General features: G+C 51.4%; 12 protein-coding genes. 11 read left to right on the top strand and 1 reads right to left on the bottom strand.

Annotation, left to right across the window (positions count from 1 at the left end):
* Positions 1–74: 74 nt before the first annotated feature.
* A complete protein-coding gene (locus C1752_RS03745; RefSeq protein WP_158535007.1) occupies positions 75–1,184 on the top strand; it encodes an LptF/LptG family permease in 1,110 nt (369 codons plus the stop codon).
* A gap of 73 nt (positions 1,185–1,257) precedes the next feature.
* Here the strand turns inward: C1752_RS03745 and C1752_RS03750 are convergent, their stop codons facing one another.
* Positions 1,258–3,870: an EAL domain-containing protein gene (locus tag C1752_RS03750; protein ID WP_110984713.1), complete on the bottom strand. Its 2,613-nt coding sequence runs from the start codon at positions 3,868–3,870 to the stop codon at positions 1,258–1,260.
* Between the two features lie 615 nt (positions 3,871–4,485).
* Between C1752_RS03750 and C1752_RS03755 the strand changes: the two genes are divergently transcribed.
* From C1752_RS03755 to ycf46, 10 genes are all read left to right on the top strand, one after another.
* On the top strand, positions 4,486–4,797 hold the full coding sequence (locus C1752_RS03755) for a cell division protein SepF (protein ID WP_110984714.1): 312 nt from the start codon (positions 4,486–4,488) through the stop codon (positions 4,795–4,797).
* Positions 4,798–5,369: 572 nt separating this feature from the next.
* Positions 5,370–6,569, top strand: a complete 1,200-nt coding sequence (locus C1752_RS03760) for an argininosuccinate synthase (RefSeq protein WP_110984715.1) — start codon at positions 5,370–5,372, stop codon at positions 6,567–6,569.
* 367 nt (positions 6,570–6,936) lie between these two features.
* On the top strand, positions 6,937–9,753 hold the full coding sequence (locus C1752_RS03765; RefSeq protein ID WP_110984716.1) for a CHAT domain-containing protein: 2,817 nt from the start codon (positions 6,937–6,939) through the stop codon (positions 9,751–9,753).
* Between the two features lie 144 nt (positions 9,754–9,897).
* Positions 9,898–10,695, top strand: a complete 798-nt coding sequence (locus C1752_RS03770) for an MlaE family lipid ABC transporter permease subunit (protein ID WP_110984717.1) — start codon at positions 9,898–9,900, stop codon at positions 10,693–10,695.
* An 82-nt stretch (positions 10,696–10,777) separates the two neighbouring features.
* Complete coding sequence (locus C1752_RS03775; RefSeq protein WP_110984718.1) at positions 10,778–11,206, top strand: DUF3119 family protein; 429 nt, start codon at positions 10,778–10,780, stop codon at positions 11,204–11,206.
* A 20-nt stretch (positions 11,207–11,226) separates the two neighbouring features.
* Complete coding sequence (locus tag C1752_RS03780; RefSeq protein ID WP_233501318.1) at positions 11,227–12,318, top strand: DUF3086 domain-containing protein; 1,092 nt, start codon at positions 11,227–11,229, stop codon at positions 12,316–12,318.
* Between the two features lie 71 nt (positions 12,319–12,389).
* A complete protein-coding gene (plsY, locus tag C1752_RS03785; RefSeq protein WP_110984720.1) occupies positions 12,390–13,055 on the top strand; it encodes a glycerol-3-phosphate 1-O-acyltransferase PlsY in 666 nt (221 codons plus the stop codon).
* Positions 13,052–13,762 (top strand): 5'/3'-nucleotidase SurE, encoded by a 711-nt coding sequence (surE, locus tag C1752_RS03790; protein ID WP_110984721.1) that lies wholly within the window; start codon positions 13,052–13,054, stop codon positions 13,760–13,762. Before plsY ends, surE begins: the two co-directional genes overlap by 4 nt.
* Before the next feature lie 123 nt (positions 13,763–13,885).
* The gene (locus C1752_RS03795) at positions 13,886–14,221 is read left to right on the top strand and encodes a slr0373 family blue light stress response protein (protein ID WP_110984722.1); all 336 of its coding nucleotides are present in this window, start codon (positions 13,886–13,888) and stop codon (positions 14,219–14,221) included.
* Positions 14,222–14,295: 74 nt separating this feature from the next.
* Positions 14,296–15,795 carry a stress-responsive protein Ycf46 gene (ycf46, locus tag C1752_RS03800; RefSeq protein ID WP_110984723.1) on the top strand — a complete coding sequence of 500 codons (1,500 nt, stop codon included), beginning with the start codon at positions 14,296–14,298 and terminating at the stop codon, positions 15,793–15,795.
* The last annotated feature ends 21 nt before the right edge of the window (positions 15,796–15,816 follow it).

Consider the following 15,816-nt stretch of genomic DNA (forward strand, 5'->3'; position numbering starts at 1 on the left):
ACTTAACCCTTGATTTTGAAATGCTCCCCCAGCCTCGGGCTTCTTCATCTCTGCTGTCTACGCTCTGGAGCAGTGTGAACCCTTTCACTCGGCTGGATCAGTATATCTTTCAGGCTCTATGGCCCACCTTTGGGTTCGGTGTTGCCCTCTTCTCCGCCCTCGGTGTTGCTGCAGGTGTCCTCTTTGATCTGCTGAGGCAGGTGAGTGATATTCAGCTCCCACTGCCCACTGCTCTGCAGATTTTAGGGCTACAGGTGCCCTACTTTATGAGCCTGTCCTTCCCGATGGCGGTGTTGCTGTCGAGCCTGCTTAGCATGTCCCGTCTGGCCACCGATGGAGAGCTGATTGCGCTGCGGTCTGCGGGTGTCAGCCTTTATCGTCTCGTGTGGTCTGTGATTTTGTTTGGCTTACTGGTCACCGGCACCATGTTTATTTTCGAAGAACTGGTGGTTCCTACGACCCAGCAACAGGCTCGATCACTTTTAGAGGCTCCGCTTTCTCAGGGTGTTGCGGCTGGCCAGGACCGCAATATCTTCTATCAGGAATATGGTGCTGATCGAGAAGTAAAACGTTTTTTCTATGCTCAACGCGCTGATGGTAATACCTTCAGAGGGTTGACGATCTTAGACTTTACAAAGCCCGGGGCCAAGCAGGTGATCTCTGCCGAGTCGGCTCGCTGGGATGCCGCTGGCAATACCTGGCGATTTCGTAACGGCACTATCTACGCCGTAACGCCCTCCGGGACTCAGCAGCAAGTCTTAGATTTTGAAGAACAGCAGCTGAGCCTCCCCCGCGATCCACTCGATTTAACGATCCCTGAGCGAGAGCCGGAAGAAATGACGATTGCTCAGGCCCAGCGTTATCGTGCCACGATTGAGCAAACGGGAGACTCAAAACGATTGCGAAAAGTGGAGATTCAGCTTCAGCGAAAAGTTGCGCTACCGTTCACCGCCGTTATTTTTGGCCTCGTGGGTAGCTCCCTGGGGATGCGGAGTCGCCGGTTGGCCGCCAGCACTGGCTTCGGTCTGAGCTTATTAGTGGTTTTGGCCCAGTACTTCGCTATTTTTGCTGCCAATGTTTGGGGTAAGGCGGGTTTGCTCTCTCCTTCAATGGCGGCTTGGCTGCCCAATTTGTTAGGGCTGGCCCTGGGGTTAGGGATTTTGATTAAAGGAATGCGGCCCTGACCGCCTGCTATAGCAGTACACGTATTGATTGGGATATAAAAATGGCTGAAACCCACCTGTGCGAAGGGTCGTCCTAACTCAGCTGGATACTGCGATATTTTGAAGTGTATTGGGTTTGGTGCTCTATGATATCGCTTTGGGATTTAGCCAGTAGATTCGTCGCGGCGTGATGCTCCACGGGGCGAGAGTAGTAGTATCCCTGCCCATATTCACAATTCATTTCCTTGAGAAGCTTCCCCTGGGCCTGCGTTTCGATGCCTTCTGCGACGACGTCGAGCTTGAGATTATGGGCCAGCATCACAATCGTTTTGACAATCTCACGACTGTCGGGGTGCCCCATTTTCATGACAAAGGACCGATCGACCTTTAGAGTATCCACCGGAAAGGTTTGTAGATAGCTCAGCGACGAATAGCCTGTACCGAAGTCATCAATGCTGAGGCGCACACCCATCGCTTTGAGCTGTTTTAGCTTTTCGGCTACTGTCTCTTCTTGCTCCATGATCACCCCCTCCGTAATCTCTAGCTTGAGGCTACTCCTGGCAATCGGAAAATCCGTTAAAGTCTGACGGATATCTGCGACGAAATCGTTTTGGGCAAACTGACGACTAGAGATATTGACGCAGATAGATAGCGGCGTTTCATGGGGAAATTGCTGTTGCCAATGCAGCATTTGGCTACAGGCCTCTTGCAGTAGCCACTGTCCCAGAGGGACAATCATGCCCGTATCTTCTGCCAAAGGAATGAAGTCAGAGGGGGGGACCAACCCGCGTTCTGGATGTTGCCAACGCGTCAGCGCTTCAAACCCGATAATCTTTTGCGTTTGTAGCTGCACAATGGGTTGATAGTGAAGCCGAAATTCCTGACGATCGAGGGCGCGGCGCAGATCGTTCTCAAGCTGCAAAAGAGCCACTGCCTGTGAATGCATCGCACTCTTGAAAACGACGTATCCATCTTTGCCTTGCTGTTTGGCTTGGTACATCGCTGCATCTGCATCACGCAGCAGATCTTCGGCTGATTCATAGTGCGGGTGCCCAAGGGCGATGCCAATGCTGGCTGTGGTAAATATCTCTTGTCCGCCGAGGTTAAAGCCTGCTTTGAGGCTACTTTGGATGCGGCGAACGGCGCTGATCGCAGCCTGAATATCTGGGATGCTGTTGATTAACAACACAAACTCATCGCCGCCAAGACGGGCCACGGTGTCGTCTTGGCGCAGGCAGCTCGACAGACGCTGGGCGACTTCGATGAGGAGGCGATCGCCTAGCATGTGACCGAGACTGTCGTTAATCACCTTGAAGCGGTCGAGATCAAGAAATAGGACTGCGCAGTGTTCTTGCTGCTGCCGCTTACATTTTTTGATAGCTTGACTGATCCGGTCCATTAATAAAACCCGATTGGGTAAGCGGGTCATGGAATCGTAAAATGCATCGTGCAGCAGCTGTTCTCGTGCCAGGTGATACTCTGTAATGTCGGTTTGAGAACCCGCAATGCGGAGAGGCTGCTGTTGTTCGTCTAGGCTGGCAAGACCGCGACTGCGAAACCAGCGATATTCTCCGTTTTTGTGCTTGAGTCGATACTCGCTTTCAAAGTGGGGACTGCGGCCGCTGAGATGGTGCTCTATTTCATCTTTGACGCGGCTCCGATCTTCGGGATGAATACGGGGAAACCATTCGGCAATCTGATCGCTGATTTCATGATCTTCATAACCAATCATGGCTTTCCAGCGCGGTGAGAAGTAAATGGTATTGTTCTTGAGATCCCAGTCCCAAAGGCCGTCGTTAGCACCTCTAGCGGCGGCGGCGTAGCGCTCTTCGCTTTTTCGCAGAATCTGCTCGACCTGTTTTCGTTGGGTAATATCAATCAGGTACGAGCGGATCAGCTGGCTCTGCGGAATACAGTGAATGGATTGTTCGTAAAAATAGTTGCCGATTTCAATCTCTCGAACATAATAATGGTTGAGATTCTTGAGGAATCCCACCGTGAGGCCGGTCTTAATTGGATGCTGGGGATCGGTGCGGAGGTTCGGAAACTGGGCTGTGGCTTTGGGATTGAGGTAGGTGACTCGCCCTTCCATATCCATTTCGATGATGGGATGGGGCATCATTTCTGGCATTGATGATAGCCGCACGAGGGCAGCATCATTGAGCTGCTGACGTTCACTGGCGCTGACGGCAGCCGGACTGCAGGGCTTTAACGGTTCTAATGCGGATGAATAGGTTTGTCTGGGATCAATCTCTTCGTCAGTGACCTGATGGTATGTGGCGTGTATTTTGGCGCTGAAGGCGATAGTGTCCTGATCTTTGAGATCTTGAGAATAGTAGCGCTGGCCGTTAATCCAAAGACCGTTGTGGCTGCGCTTGCCTTGGAGATTGCCATCGACGATCCGGAAAAAGAAGTTGCCGCTTTGCGGATCGGGAATGCGGAGGAGGAGGGCGTGGTGGCGCGAGACTGCTTTGTCTTGAATAACGATGGAGTTGGCCTGATGGCGACCAATGGAGTAGGTAGAAGCGTCTAAAGGAACAACGCGTTCCCCGTTGCTGTCTTGAAGAACCAGGAGGTGACGAACTTGCTGGAGTGATGTCGGGGCCGAATCTGTTGCTGCGGTCTGGCATCTATGGGATGCACTGACCTGAGGTGACAGCGTTGTGGGCATGTCGTCGTCGTTAATCTGGCTGGGATCGTAGGCCATCAATGGTGGGTCCTTTGTTGCTCAACCACCTACATCATCCAGGCGGTTTGAAGTGATTGGAATCTAGATTGCTATAAAAGTTGAATGAGATCTGATGCGTGAAGGCATGGCTGCTTTCCGCACTCTGACGTCAGTGAATGTGACACGTTGAGGCATACCCTATGTAGAAAGTATCGGTGACATCACAGCTTCTGTCTTGAGCAAATTCACGGAAATTCTGGTGTGTCTCAGCGAATACTTAGCCGGGTTATAGTCACGGATAAATTAGCCTTTATCCGTACTAGTACGGATAAAGAAGAGGCCTTTTACCTTGAAGATCACTGGGTCTTATTTGGGTGCTTTTCACGTCTGTATGGGTTTTCTTGCAAGTTCAGTTGCTCTCAGAGAAGGGATGATGGCGGTTCATCTTGGGCTGATTTCTGCGGCTCCTTATGTTCAAATAGCTGGGGGTAGGTGATATTTAAGATTTAGACGACTGCCGATGATCGGACCAGATTTAAAGTGTTGTCGGCTTGAAATGTGACCCATTGCAGAGGTGGAAATTGGCTTAAATCAAAAATAGAACGGCGATTCTGTTTACTATTTGCCTAAGGTGCCTATAATTAAGGAGACGTTATGGATAAAATGGTGCCGTTTTTAGGCATGAATGGATATACAATTCTGGTCTTAAAACTGAAATCATTTAGCGATGCTGATGATGCGATCGCAGCTTTGAAGGCAGGGCATGTTTTGCTCTTGAACCTCTCGCGTCTGCAGCCTCAATCTATCCAGCGGATGACGGACTACATCGCTGGCAGCACCTATGCACTCGCGGGTCAGCAGGTTGAAGTTGGCAGCGGTCTGTTTCTGTTTACGCCTCCGGCCATTGGTCTTTCGGCAGGTTCGACAGAGCAAAAACACAGCCAATTCCAGGCTAATTCTGCTTAGAATAAAACAAGATATTTTGATGGTTTTAAGAGTGTTGCTCAACAATTATTTGTGGGCAACACTTGTTGTTTTGCTCAAGTCAGCCGGTTGTTGGAGCGCTATCTGATGCCTGATCTGTCTTTGGCTGCCGGCACGATGTTGCCTCTCTCTGGTGGCAGGTTGCGGGGCGATGTTGTGTTAAATGTTGAAATGTCTGGGTCCGAGCTGGTGATGATGATGTGATGTCAGGCGTAGACGGCGAGTTTGAATTAGCGTACGTATATACATGGATGTATACATAGATCTCTAGAGGGAGAGCTTGCGGCCGATAGTGCCAGTCTTTAGATTAAATGGAGAGCCTCAATATTTCTGATATGGTCCGAAAGGTGACGGGCCACAGGCACCTAAGACGTTAGGGGCGATCAGTAAGAGGGGCTAGGCTTGTGGAGCCAGATCCTTCGGCGTTCAGAGGGTAATCCGTGTCTGGATCTGAGGGTATCGCCCGCAAAAATATTGGCTACTGTAGCGCTAGTCCGTTCATGAACAGTTCATAATTGGAAAGCACTTTATTGAAGATAACGCTGAGAAGTCCTATGGGTCGAGCCGAAAAAGTTGTTCTTGCCTACTCTGGTGGTGTCGATACCTCCGTTTGCATTCCCTACTTGAAGCATGAATGGGGGGTTGAAGAGGTGATAACCTTGGCTGCTGATCTGGGGCAGGGGGATGAATTAGAACCCATTCGTGTCAAGGCTTTAGATGCCGGTGCCGCTGAGTCGCTGGTGATGGATGCAACGGAACGTTTTGTCACGGACTATGTTTTTCCCGCTATTCAAGCCAATGCGCTGTATGAAGATCGCTATCCTCTCTGTACGGCTTTGGGGCGGCCGCTGATTGCAAAGCTGCTCGTGGAAGCGGCAGAGAAATACGGGGCCGATGCGGTGGTGCATGGCTGTACGGCCAAGGGCAATGATCAGGTGCGGTTTGATGTTGCGATCGCAGCTCTCAATCCAGCTCTCAAAGTCTTGGCCCCTGCCCGCGAATGGGGCATGAGCCGCGAAGAAACGATTGCCTATGGTGAAAAGTACGGTGTGCCTTCCCCGGTGAAAAAATCTTCACCCTACAGCATCGATAAAAATCTGATGGGTCGCAGCGTCGAAGCCGGTCCCCTGGAGGACCCTTGGGTGGAACCGCTGGAAGAAGTCTACGAAATGACGCAGGCCATTGCTGATGCGCCTGATGAACCGGCCTATGTCGAAATTGGCTTTACCCAGGGCAATCCCACGCGCCTTAACGGTGAAGCGCTAGCACCGATTGAGTTAGTGACCCAACTCAATCAGATTGTGGGCCAACACGGTGTTGGTCGTATTGACATGGTTGAGAACCGGCTGGTGGGGATAAAATCCCGTGAGATTTACGAAGCGCCTGGACTGCTGGTTTTGATCCAAGCGCACCAAGATCTAGAGAGTCTCGTCCTGACTAAGGATGTCACCCACTATAAAAAAGGACTAGAGCAGACCTATACGCAACTGGTCTACAACGGTCTTTGGTATAGCCCCCTGAAGGAAGCCATTGACGCTTTCATACAGCAGACGCAGCAGCAGGTGACCGGCACCGTGCGCGTGAAGCTCTTTAAAGGCACTGCCGTTGTTGTCGGTCGAAAGTCTGAGCAGTCTCTCTACACGCCGACTCTGGCAACCTACGGGTCAGATGATACGTTTGATCACAAGGCAGCAGAGGGGTTTATCTATGTCTGGGGCTTGCCCACGCGTGTTTGGTCGCAAAAGACACGGTAGGCGATCTCTCCATCTGAAAGGAGCGTAGTTACCGTTTCTGTAACCTATGCCTGCTTTAAACAAAGCAGGCATAGGATGGTTCTGTGAGGCAATCTTTTAACAATAGTGGGTAATCTTTGGGAAGAGCCTTTCCTCTCCCGTTGCCCAAATTTGTGATGCTTGCTGCCCCACGGGGAAATGCCGAGGTGTTGGCCAAGTACGTCCAGCATGGATGGCCTCGATCGTGATGTAATGCGCCGCTTCTTCAGGGATGGGGAGCGAATGTAAAGGGGCAGAGAGCTTTTCAAGTATCCCTGTGATCTCTTATAGGACCCAGCTCTTGCCCAGTTGAAGGCTTGCCTTCTTTGGGTGGAGTGCCAGGATAAAGATGCGTAACCGTAATATTGGCCCCAGATTTATCGATGCGATCGCAAGTCTTCTCTTAGCACCGGCCATCTTGCCACTGCTCTCTCATCCCTTAATGTTGGAGGCCGCTCTCGCTCAAGGGATATCAAAAAAAACTACAGATACAGTCCTGCATCAGGTTAATAGCTGTCTGCAAAATGTCAAAACTCAGCAGTATTCCACTGCTCTGCAGATCTGTCAGAAAGCTAGACAAAGTGCCCGTGCTGCCGAAAATCAACAGGGTGAAGCGAAGGCACTGCTAAGCCTAGGATTAACCCACTGGTCGCTATCGCAGTATGAACCCGCGATCAGCGCCTTTGAACAAGCATTGCCCCTCTATCAAGCCGTTAACGATCGCAACGAGGAAGCCAAGGTACTCACTAATATTGGACTCGTCTATCGAGATTTATCCAAGTACGAGCAGGCGATTACCTACTACGAGCAAGCACTCCCAATTTTCCGCACCCTTAAAGACCGTAGCGGCGAAGCACATGTATTGGGCAACCTTGCCTCAGCCTACTGGTCTCTCTCAGACTACGAACAGGTGATTGCCATTTACAAGCAAGTGCGATCTGTCTTTCGTGAACTTAAGGACCGCAGCAACGAAGCCAAAGCACTTTGGGGGTTAGGAATTACCCACTGGTCCTTGTCTCAGCATGAGCAGGCTATCTCATTCTATGAGCAAGCCCTGCGCCTCTTCCGCGCAGATAACAATCGCTATGGTGAAGCCACTATGCTGATGGGACTGGGGACTGCCCACGGAGAGCTGGCGCGGCATAAACAGGAAATCTCATTCTATGAACAAGCGCTCCCAATTTTTCAAACGCTTCAAAATCGCAGACAAGAAGCAAGAGTGTTGAACAATCTGGGCACAGCTTATCGTTCTCTTTCTGAGTACAGGCAGGCTATTGCATTTTTTGAAGAGGCGCTCCCCATTTTTCGAGAACTTAAAGGCCGAGATGATGAAGCAAAAGCCTTAACCAACCTGGGGTTAACCTACCGATTCCTCTCTAAACATAAGCGGGCTATCTCACTGTTTGAAGAAGCACTGCCCATTTTCCGCACCATCAAAGATCGAACGGGCGAAGGATGGGTGCTCGGCCATCTCGGCAGTGCTCACGCCCAGCAAAATCGGCCCGAGTTAGCCATCGTTTTTTACAAGCAATCCGTCAACGTCCGTGAGACGATTCGCCAAGGACTGCAGCCTCTCGCCGCTGAGCTACAGGCTTCCTATACCGACTCGATCTCCGGTACCTATCGTCAACTGGCAGATCTCCTGCTAGAGCAGGGACGTATTCTCGAAGCACAACAGGTTTTGGAACTGCTCAAGGTTCAAGAAATTCGTGATTTTAATCAGGACACTCGTGCAGGGGCCGCAGTCCCAGGTATTCCCCTAAGTCCTACAGAAACAGCCATTTTAGATAAATTTGATAGTTTGATTGTCTTCGGTCAGACCCTAGAGGCGTGCCGTCAGAGTAACTGTGCCCAACTTGAAAAATTGAGCAATCAACGAATCGAACTCGCAAGCCAGTATAACGAGACTATCGGACAATTCCGTCCAGAGCTGAGAGGGCGTCCAGGGGATGACAAAGGATTCTTTGACCCAGAACTGCTGGGAGATGCTCAGGAGTTAGTGGAACGAACCCAGGCTAAGACCCAGGCCAAAACGGTTCTAATTTATCCGCTAGTTCTTAATAAAAAGTTGTGGCTGCTGTGGGTGGCTGCTGGTGGGGTAGTCAAGAGTCAGCCCGTCAAGGTTAGTCAAGCCGAACTCAGTCAGACCGTCCTGAGCTTTCGTCAACAGATGAAAGTTTGTGAAGTCCGAACCTGTACGAAGGCTGACACTCAACGGCTTAAGGAGATTAGCCAAGAACTCTATGACTGGCTGATCCGTCCTGTGGAATCTGAGCTGACCCGCAACAAAGTTCAGAATCTGGTCTTTGCCCTCGACCGGACGGTTCGTTATGTACCGATGGCGGCCCTCCATGATGGTCAACGATACCTGGTTGAAAAATATACGCTCTCGACCATTCTCTCAGCAGCATTGACAGATACAAGCGATCGCAAACCCTTCGATGCTGACACCCAAGTTTTAGCCATGGGCGTATCGGATGCCGTGGCTGGCTTTAACCCTCTCCAGTACGTTCCGGCTGAGCTAAACCAGATCGTTCGCCAACAGAATCAAGACTCTCAAGGGATTTATCCAGGGCATGCCCTACTCAACCAAACCTTTGATGCCGCTGCACTGACGGGGCAACTGGAGCGCCGCCAGCACCGGATTGTCCATATTGCTACCCACGGCAAATTTGTTCCAGGGAACTACTTGGACTCTTTCTTGCTATTAGGGGATGGTAAAAAGCTTTCGATTGAGCAGATCCGAACGCTGCCGTTGATGTCTACTGTGGATTTAGTGGTTTTGAGTGCTTGTGAATCGGCATTGGGCGGAACCGATCAGCTTGATGGTGTAGAAATTGCCAGCATGAGCTACTACTTTCTGACGCGTAAAGTTAAGACCGTGCTGGCATCGCTCTGGCAGGTGAATGATGCCAGTACTAGCTTATTAATGCGGTCGTTTTATCAACATCTGGCAAAAGACAAAGCGCAGTCGCCCATTACTAAAGCTCAAGCGCTGCAATCGGCTCAGCTCAGTTTTATCAATCAGACCGTAACCGCTGCAGATCCTACAGCCAGGGCTAGCATTCAGGTTAAATCTTCCCGTCCATCGACGGGCACAATGACCAAAGACCTTTCCCATCCTTACTATTGGGCCCCTTTCATTCTGATTGGGAATGGTCTATAAAGCGTTTGACAATTGCGGCTGACTCTGAGCTTTGAGGCAGGATATTCTGCAATTGAGGGTGAGTTATTCACCTAATCTTAAGGTGAGGTGACCGATAGTCAGATACACTGCTGAAATTGTTGGATATCGTCCGGGTGCGCTCTTGTGAAGTCATTCCTGAAATATTTAGGTCTGATCACCTGGGCGAGACGTTTACTGTCCGCAATTTTGTTGGGGGGACAGGTTTTTATCCACGTGCTACAGGGGAAAATTCATCGTCGAAATACCCTAGAACAGATGGCGATTGTCGGGCCAGAATCTATCTTGGTCGCTCTAATGACCGCTACCTTTGTGGGGATGGTCTTTACCATTCAGGTGGCTCGAGAATTTATTGCTTTTGGTCTCATACAGGCGGTGGGCGGTGTCCTGGCTCTGGCTTTAACACGTGAATTGGCTCCTGTGCTCACGGCCGTCATTATTGCTGGTCGGGTGTGTTCAGCCTTCGCGGCTGAGATTGGTACCATGCGTGTCACTGAGCAAATTGATGCTCTGCAAATGTTAGATACTGACCCCGTTGATTACCTCGTCATTCCTCGATTAATTGCCTGCTGTGTCATGTTGCCTGTTTTGACACTGCTCTCTTTGGTGGCTGGGATCACCGGCGGTCTGGGGGTTGCCATCACCGTCTACAGCGTGCCTCCAACCGTATTCGTTGACTCGGTTAGGGGCTTTTTGAGTTTCTCTGACTTGGGGAACGCCATGATCAAAGCCTCGGTTTTTGGAGCCGTGATTGCGATTGTGGGCTCGAGTTGGGGGCTAACGACCCGTGGAGGAGCCAAGGGAGTGGGGCAGTCCACGACGGCCGCGGTGGTGACGGCCTTGCTTTCTATTTTTGTGGTTAACTTTTTCTTGTCTTTGCTCATGTTTCAGGGAACAAGCAGCAATGCGCTTCAGAATTTATGAAGCCAGACCCTTTAGAATGAAGGTGCTTCACCCAAGGTGCTGATCTTGTGGACGGAGTGCTCACCGAACTTTTTTTTGCAGTATGGGTATTTTTTCCCCGAAGGCCACTCGGTCGAAACGGCAGACCGTCATTCTGACACCTCGCTACTGGGTGCCTTTAGGCGTCGCTATTTTTGCAATTCCGCTTTTTTTCCTGAATCTCTGGGTTGGAGCTGTTGTACTTGTCTTCGCTGGTTTTTTAGCGTTTCAAGCGGCGACGATTCGATTCCATTTTACAAGTGATGCTCTGGAGCTGTATCGCGGTGAAACTCAGCTTCGCAGTTTTCCCTACAAGGACTGGAGCAACTGGGCGATCTTCTGGCCACCGGTTCCCATTCTGTTCTACTTTCGGGAGGTCAACAGCATCCATTTTACTCCGATGTTGTTTGATCCTAAAACGCTCCAGGCTTGCCTAGAAGAACGCTGTCCCCGTAAACTGCCTGAGACGCCCGCTAAAACTGCGAAGCAATAGCTGTTTAACTATCAACGATTGTGGCCAATTCTGATTTCTCTTTAACTGGTTTGCAAACCGAAGCTCAAGCGCTTCGACAGGAGATTTCTGATCTTAAGGGACAGAAGGCACAGCTCCTGCAGCGGCAGTTGCAAGAGATGGAGGTAATTGCGGAGCGATTGACAGCGGGAAATTTAAAAGAGCTAGAGGAACGCAAACAAAAGCTGCAGCTTGCGGTTGATCAGCTAGAGCGTCGTCATGAACGTCTGCAGGCAGAGATGAAGCAAAGCTTTGCCGGCGTTTCGCAGGATATGGCGGTCAGGGTTCAAGGGTTTCGGGACTACCTAACGACGAGCCTGCAGGATCTGGTGACCTCGGTGGAGCAGCTAGAGTTAACGCCTGAGTCTCCGCCGATATCTAGGGAAATACCGTCTAGAGAATCTTCCCGCAGCCGCCGCGAAGAACGACTGGAGGCGCGTTCCCGGCGAGAAGAGGTTCAGGATGATCGTCCGGTTCGGGAGCCGCGTCGCGGTCGGGGTGCGCAATCTGAAGAGGGTGGAACACCTCAGTTTGCATCCCAGAGCTTTCAAGAAGAGATGCGCCAGATTCGTAAGCTGATTGATCAGTACCGGACGAATCCCAATTATTACGGTCCGCCCTGGCAGCTTCGCCGAACCTTTGAACCGATTCATGCAGAGCGAGTCTCGCAGTGGTTTTTTACTTTTGGGGGGCGGGGGGCGCTGAAGGCGCTCAGCAGTCGTCTACAAAATATTTTGGTGGCTTCGGCTACGATCTCGATTCTGCGGAAGCTGCACGGCGACCGGGTGCGAACGCTAATTTTGGCTGACTCACCGGAGCGGCTTGGCGACTGGCGACGGGGCCTGCAGGATTGTTTGGGCATCTCGCGCACTGACTTTGGTCCCGATCGCGGTATTGTGCTGTTCGAGTCGCCGGATTCGCTAGCTCAGAAGGCCGATCGTTTAGTGAAGGCGAATCAGCTTCCGTTGATTTTGCTCGATGATGCCGAGGAGTATGTGAGTCTGACGATTCTGCAGTTTCCGCTCTGGCTGGCCTTCGCGCCGGAGCCGCAGTTGAGACGAGAGCGCAACTCCACTTTCGAGTGGTTTGAGTAATCTTAATTGGCTTGCGCTCCGTTATTAGACATTATTGAGAAGTGACCTCTTAGCGTGAAGCGTCCTGAATCATGGTTCTCTGGATTGTCCTTAATGGCGTCATACTGATTGCAGCCTATTTTCTCGGTTCTTTCCCCACCGGATTTTTGCTGGGAAAGGCGCTGCAGGGCATCGATATTCGGGAGCATGGCTCCAAATCAACAGGGGCGACCAATGTCTTGCGTACTTTGGGTAAAGGGCCAGGGGCGACGGTTTTAATTGTGGATGTTTTGAAGGGCGCAGCGGCTATTGCGGTGGCGCAGTGGGCTTATACCTCGAGCGCAGGGCTACTCGGCTATCAACCTGAAACGGTGAATCCTGGAGCATGGATGCCTTGGACTGTGGTTCTTGCGGGCCTTGCCGTAGTTCTAGGTCACAGCAAGTCAATCTGGCTCAAATTCCAAGGGGGGAAGTCAGTGGCGACGGGCCTCGGCCTGCTTCTGATGCTTAATTGGCAGGTCGGTTTGACCATGCTGGGCATTTTTAGTTTGGTCCTGGCTCTCTCACGCATGGTGTCTCTCAGCTCGATTTCAGCGGTGCTGGCGCTGCCGATTTTAATGGTTCTATTCCATCAGCCGATCGCCTATCTCTGTCTGGGTATTGTGGGAGGGCTATACGTGGTCTGGCGTCACTGGGCCAATATTGAGCGTATTCTAGCTGGCACAGAACCCCGTTTAGGACAGAAATCGACGGCATGACCTGGCTTTTAACGAACGATGACGGTATTGACGCTCCGGGCTTGCAGGCCCTGGCTCAGGCGCTCCCTGCTGACTTAGGTGAAGATGTTGTTGTTGTGGCCCCGATGCAGGAGCAGTCTGGCTGCGGCCATCAGGTGACGACGCATCGCCCAATTCAGATTCGAGAAGCTGATCCCGAGACCTTTGCTCACGTTCAGCGCGCCTACGCCATTGCCGGTACTCCTGCAGACTGTGTGCGAGTGGCTCTGCATCATTTACAGGAAGAGATTACTTTTGTTTGCTCCGGCATTAATGCGGGCGGTAATCTTGGGGTTGATATCTATATGTCGGGGACCGTGGCTGCCGTGCGGGAATCAGCTTTCTACGGCATTCCGGGAATTGCGCTGTCGCAGTACCGACGTGGACCTGTGAGCATTGACTGGGCTAGGGCGGCCCGACTGGGTGGGGGTGCGATCGCAAAGCTCCTGCTTCATCCCCTAGAACGCGGCCAGTTCTGGAACATCAACCTGCCCCACCCCGATCCTGACTGTCTGCACCCTGATCTAGTTTTCGGCACGAGCTGCACACACCCCATGCCCTGCAGCTTCAAACAAGAAAATGACCAGCTTTCCTATCAAGGCAACTACGGAGGCCGTTCTCGACGGGCTGGAGCTGACGTGGCAATCTGCTTTGGAGGGCAAATCGCCGCCACTCAAATCAAAGTCTAAACTGAGTTCTTGGAATGTAACGCAATGTAAATTTTTTGACGTCAAGACGGCATGCTGTCTTGACAGCCTAAAATAGGATCGTTAAGCTAATCAACATACCCGGGTACATCAGTACAAAGTTATATGCACAATAAGCAAGACAAGCAAAAAGTTACGCTCTACCTGCCTCCTGACCTGCACCGTCAGCTCAAGATTCAGGCAGCAGTCGATGCAGAGGCCATGTCTACTCTGGCAGAACAAGCGCTCAGTTTTTACCTTGCTCATTCTGATGTAGTCGCGGCGGTAGAGGACTCGGTTAATGGTGCGACTCATCAGGTTCATGCCTGCCCTGAATGTGGAACGTCTGTGGTTCTGCGCTCCGGTGAGATGGTGGCCCTCAAAGATCAGCCCAGTATGTTAAGTGACGATGGACTCAAGGTTCAGCCTGCAGCGGAAGAGTTAGTGACGGCCGGGGTTTAATCCCCTCAGTCAAGAGCTTGAGTTGTTTGGTCCATGCGCGATTAATTATTCGCACCGCGCTCGGATGAGATGCCATGCAAGAAGAGTTGAGTATTTTAATCAAGGCTCAATACCCCTTGATCTACCTCATCACTCCTGAGGAGGAGCGTGCTGAGCAGGCAATTGATTTGATTGCCAAGACGACGGGGCACCAGCGGCGGCTGTTCGTGTGGACGATGACGCAAGGTACCACTGAGTATGGTCAAGATCGAGGTGCGCCTCATAATACAGTAGCGCCGCAGATGGCGATTCAGGATGCGCTCCGACGGCAGGATGATGCGATCTATGTTTTTAAAGACCTGCATCCGTTTTTGGATAGCCCTGAGGTAGTGCGGTGGTTGCGAGATGCGATCGCAACCTTCAAAGGCACCAACCGCTCCATCATTCTCATGTCTCCTATCCAGCAAGTCCCTGTAGAGCTGGAAAAAGATGTGGTTGTCCTAGATTATCCGCTGCCCACCATGTCAGAGATCGACGACGTTCTGACTGAGCGGCTGGAGGGCTCTCTGATCTCTACTGATACCCGCGAGAAGCTGCTGAAAGCGGCTCTGGGCCTGACTCGGGATGAAGCGGAGAAAGTTTATCGTAAAGCTAACGTCACTGCCGGGAAGCTGACTGAGACAGAAGTAGACATTGTTCTGACTGAGAAAAAGCAGCTGATCCGTCGCAACGGTATTCTGGAGTACATCGACTTTGACGAAACCATCGAATCTATAGGTGGTCTAGAAGAACTCAAGCATTGGCTCCAGCAGCGCTCTAACGCCTTCACCGAGCGTGCGCGCGAATATGGTCTGCCTCAGCCTAAAGGGATGCTGATTTTGGGCGTCCCTGGCTGCGGTAAGTCGCTGATTGCCAAGACTACTTCCCGGCTGTGGGGACTGCCGCTTCTAAGGTTAGATATGGGGCGTGTCTACGATGGCTCAATGGTGGGTCGTTCAGAGGCTAATCTTCGAAGTGCTCTGAAAACAGCCGAATCTATTTCTCCTGCTATTTTGTTCATTGATGAAATGGACAAAGCCTTCGCTGGTGGAACTGGAGGTGCTGATTCCGATGGCGGCACTTCTAGCCGTATCTTTGGCTCTTTCCTCACCTGGATGCAGGAGAAAAGCTCTCCTGTGTTTGTGATGGCTACCGCCAACCGGGTTGATCGGCTGCCCGGCGAGTTTTTGCGCAAGGGGCGCTTTGACGAAATATTTTTTGTGGATCTGCCGACCCCAGAAGAGCGGCAGCAGATTTTTACAATCCATCTATTAAAACGCCGTCAAGATATAGAGCGTTTTGATATTCCCCAGTTGGCAAACGTTTGCGACGGATTCTCCGGTGCAGAAATAGAGCAGGCCATTGTGGCAGCCATGTACGAGGCATTTGCCCAAGACCGCGAGTTTACTCAACTGGATATTATTGCAGCGAGTCGAGCTACCCTACCGCTCTCGAAGACGATGACCGAGCAAGTCACTGCTCTCAGAGACTGGGCCAGACAGAGGGCTAGACCGGCTGCAGCCTCCGTCGCTGAGTACCAGCGACTGGAGTTTTAAAAGATTTCTCCTGCTCCCAAC

It is taken from the genome of Acaryochloris thomasi RCC1774 (genome assembly GCF_003231495.1).
Classification (GTDB): Bacteria; Cyanobacteriota; Cyanobacteriia; order Thermosynechococcales; family Thermosynechococcaceae; genus RCC1774.

Bases quoted from the DNA above. Each gene is read 5' to 3' on its own strand.
- C1752_RS03750 (WP_110984713.1), bottom strand. From the start codon at position 3,870: ATGGCCTACGATCCCAGCCAGATTAACGACGACGACATGCCCACAACG.
- C1752_RS03755 (WP_110984714.1), top strand. From the start codon at position 4,486: ATGGATAAAATGGTGCCGTTTTTAGGCATGAATGGATATACAATTCTG.
- C1752_RS03760 (WP_110984715.1), top strand. From the start codon at position 5,370: ATGGGTCGAGCCGAAAAAGTTGTTCTTGCCTACTCTGGTGGTGTCGAT.
- C1752_RS03765 (WP_110984716.1), top strand. From the start codon at position 6,937: ATGCGTAACCGTAATATTGGCCCCAGATTTATCGATGCGATCGCAAGT.
- C1752_RS03775 (WP_110984718.1), top strand. From the start codon at position 10,778: ATGGGTATTTTTTCCCCGAAGGCCACTCGGTCGAAACGGCAGACCGTC.
- plsY (WP_110984720.1), top strand. From the start codon at position 12,390: ATGGTTCTCTGGATTGTCCTTAATGGCGTCATACTGATTGCAGCCTAT.
- surE (WP_110984721.1), top strand. From the start codon at position 13,052: ATGACCTGGCTTTTAACGAACGATGACGGTATTGACGCTCCGGGCTTG.
- C1752_RS03795 (WP_110984722.1), top strand. From the start codon at position 13,886: ATGCACAATAAGCAAGACAAGCAAAAAGTTACGCTCTACCTGCCTCCT.
- ycf46 (WP_110984723.1), top strand. From the start codon at position 14,296: ATGCAAGAAGAGTTGAGTATTTTAATCAAGGCTCAATACCCCTTGATC.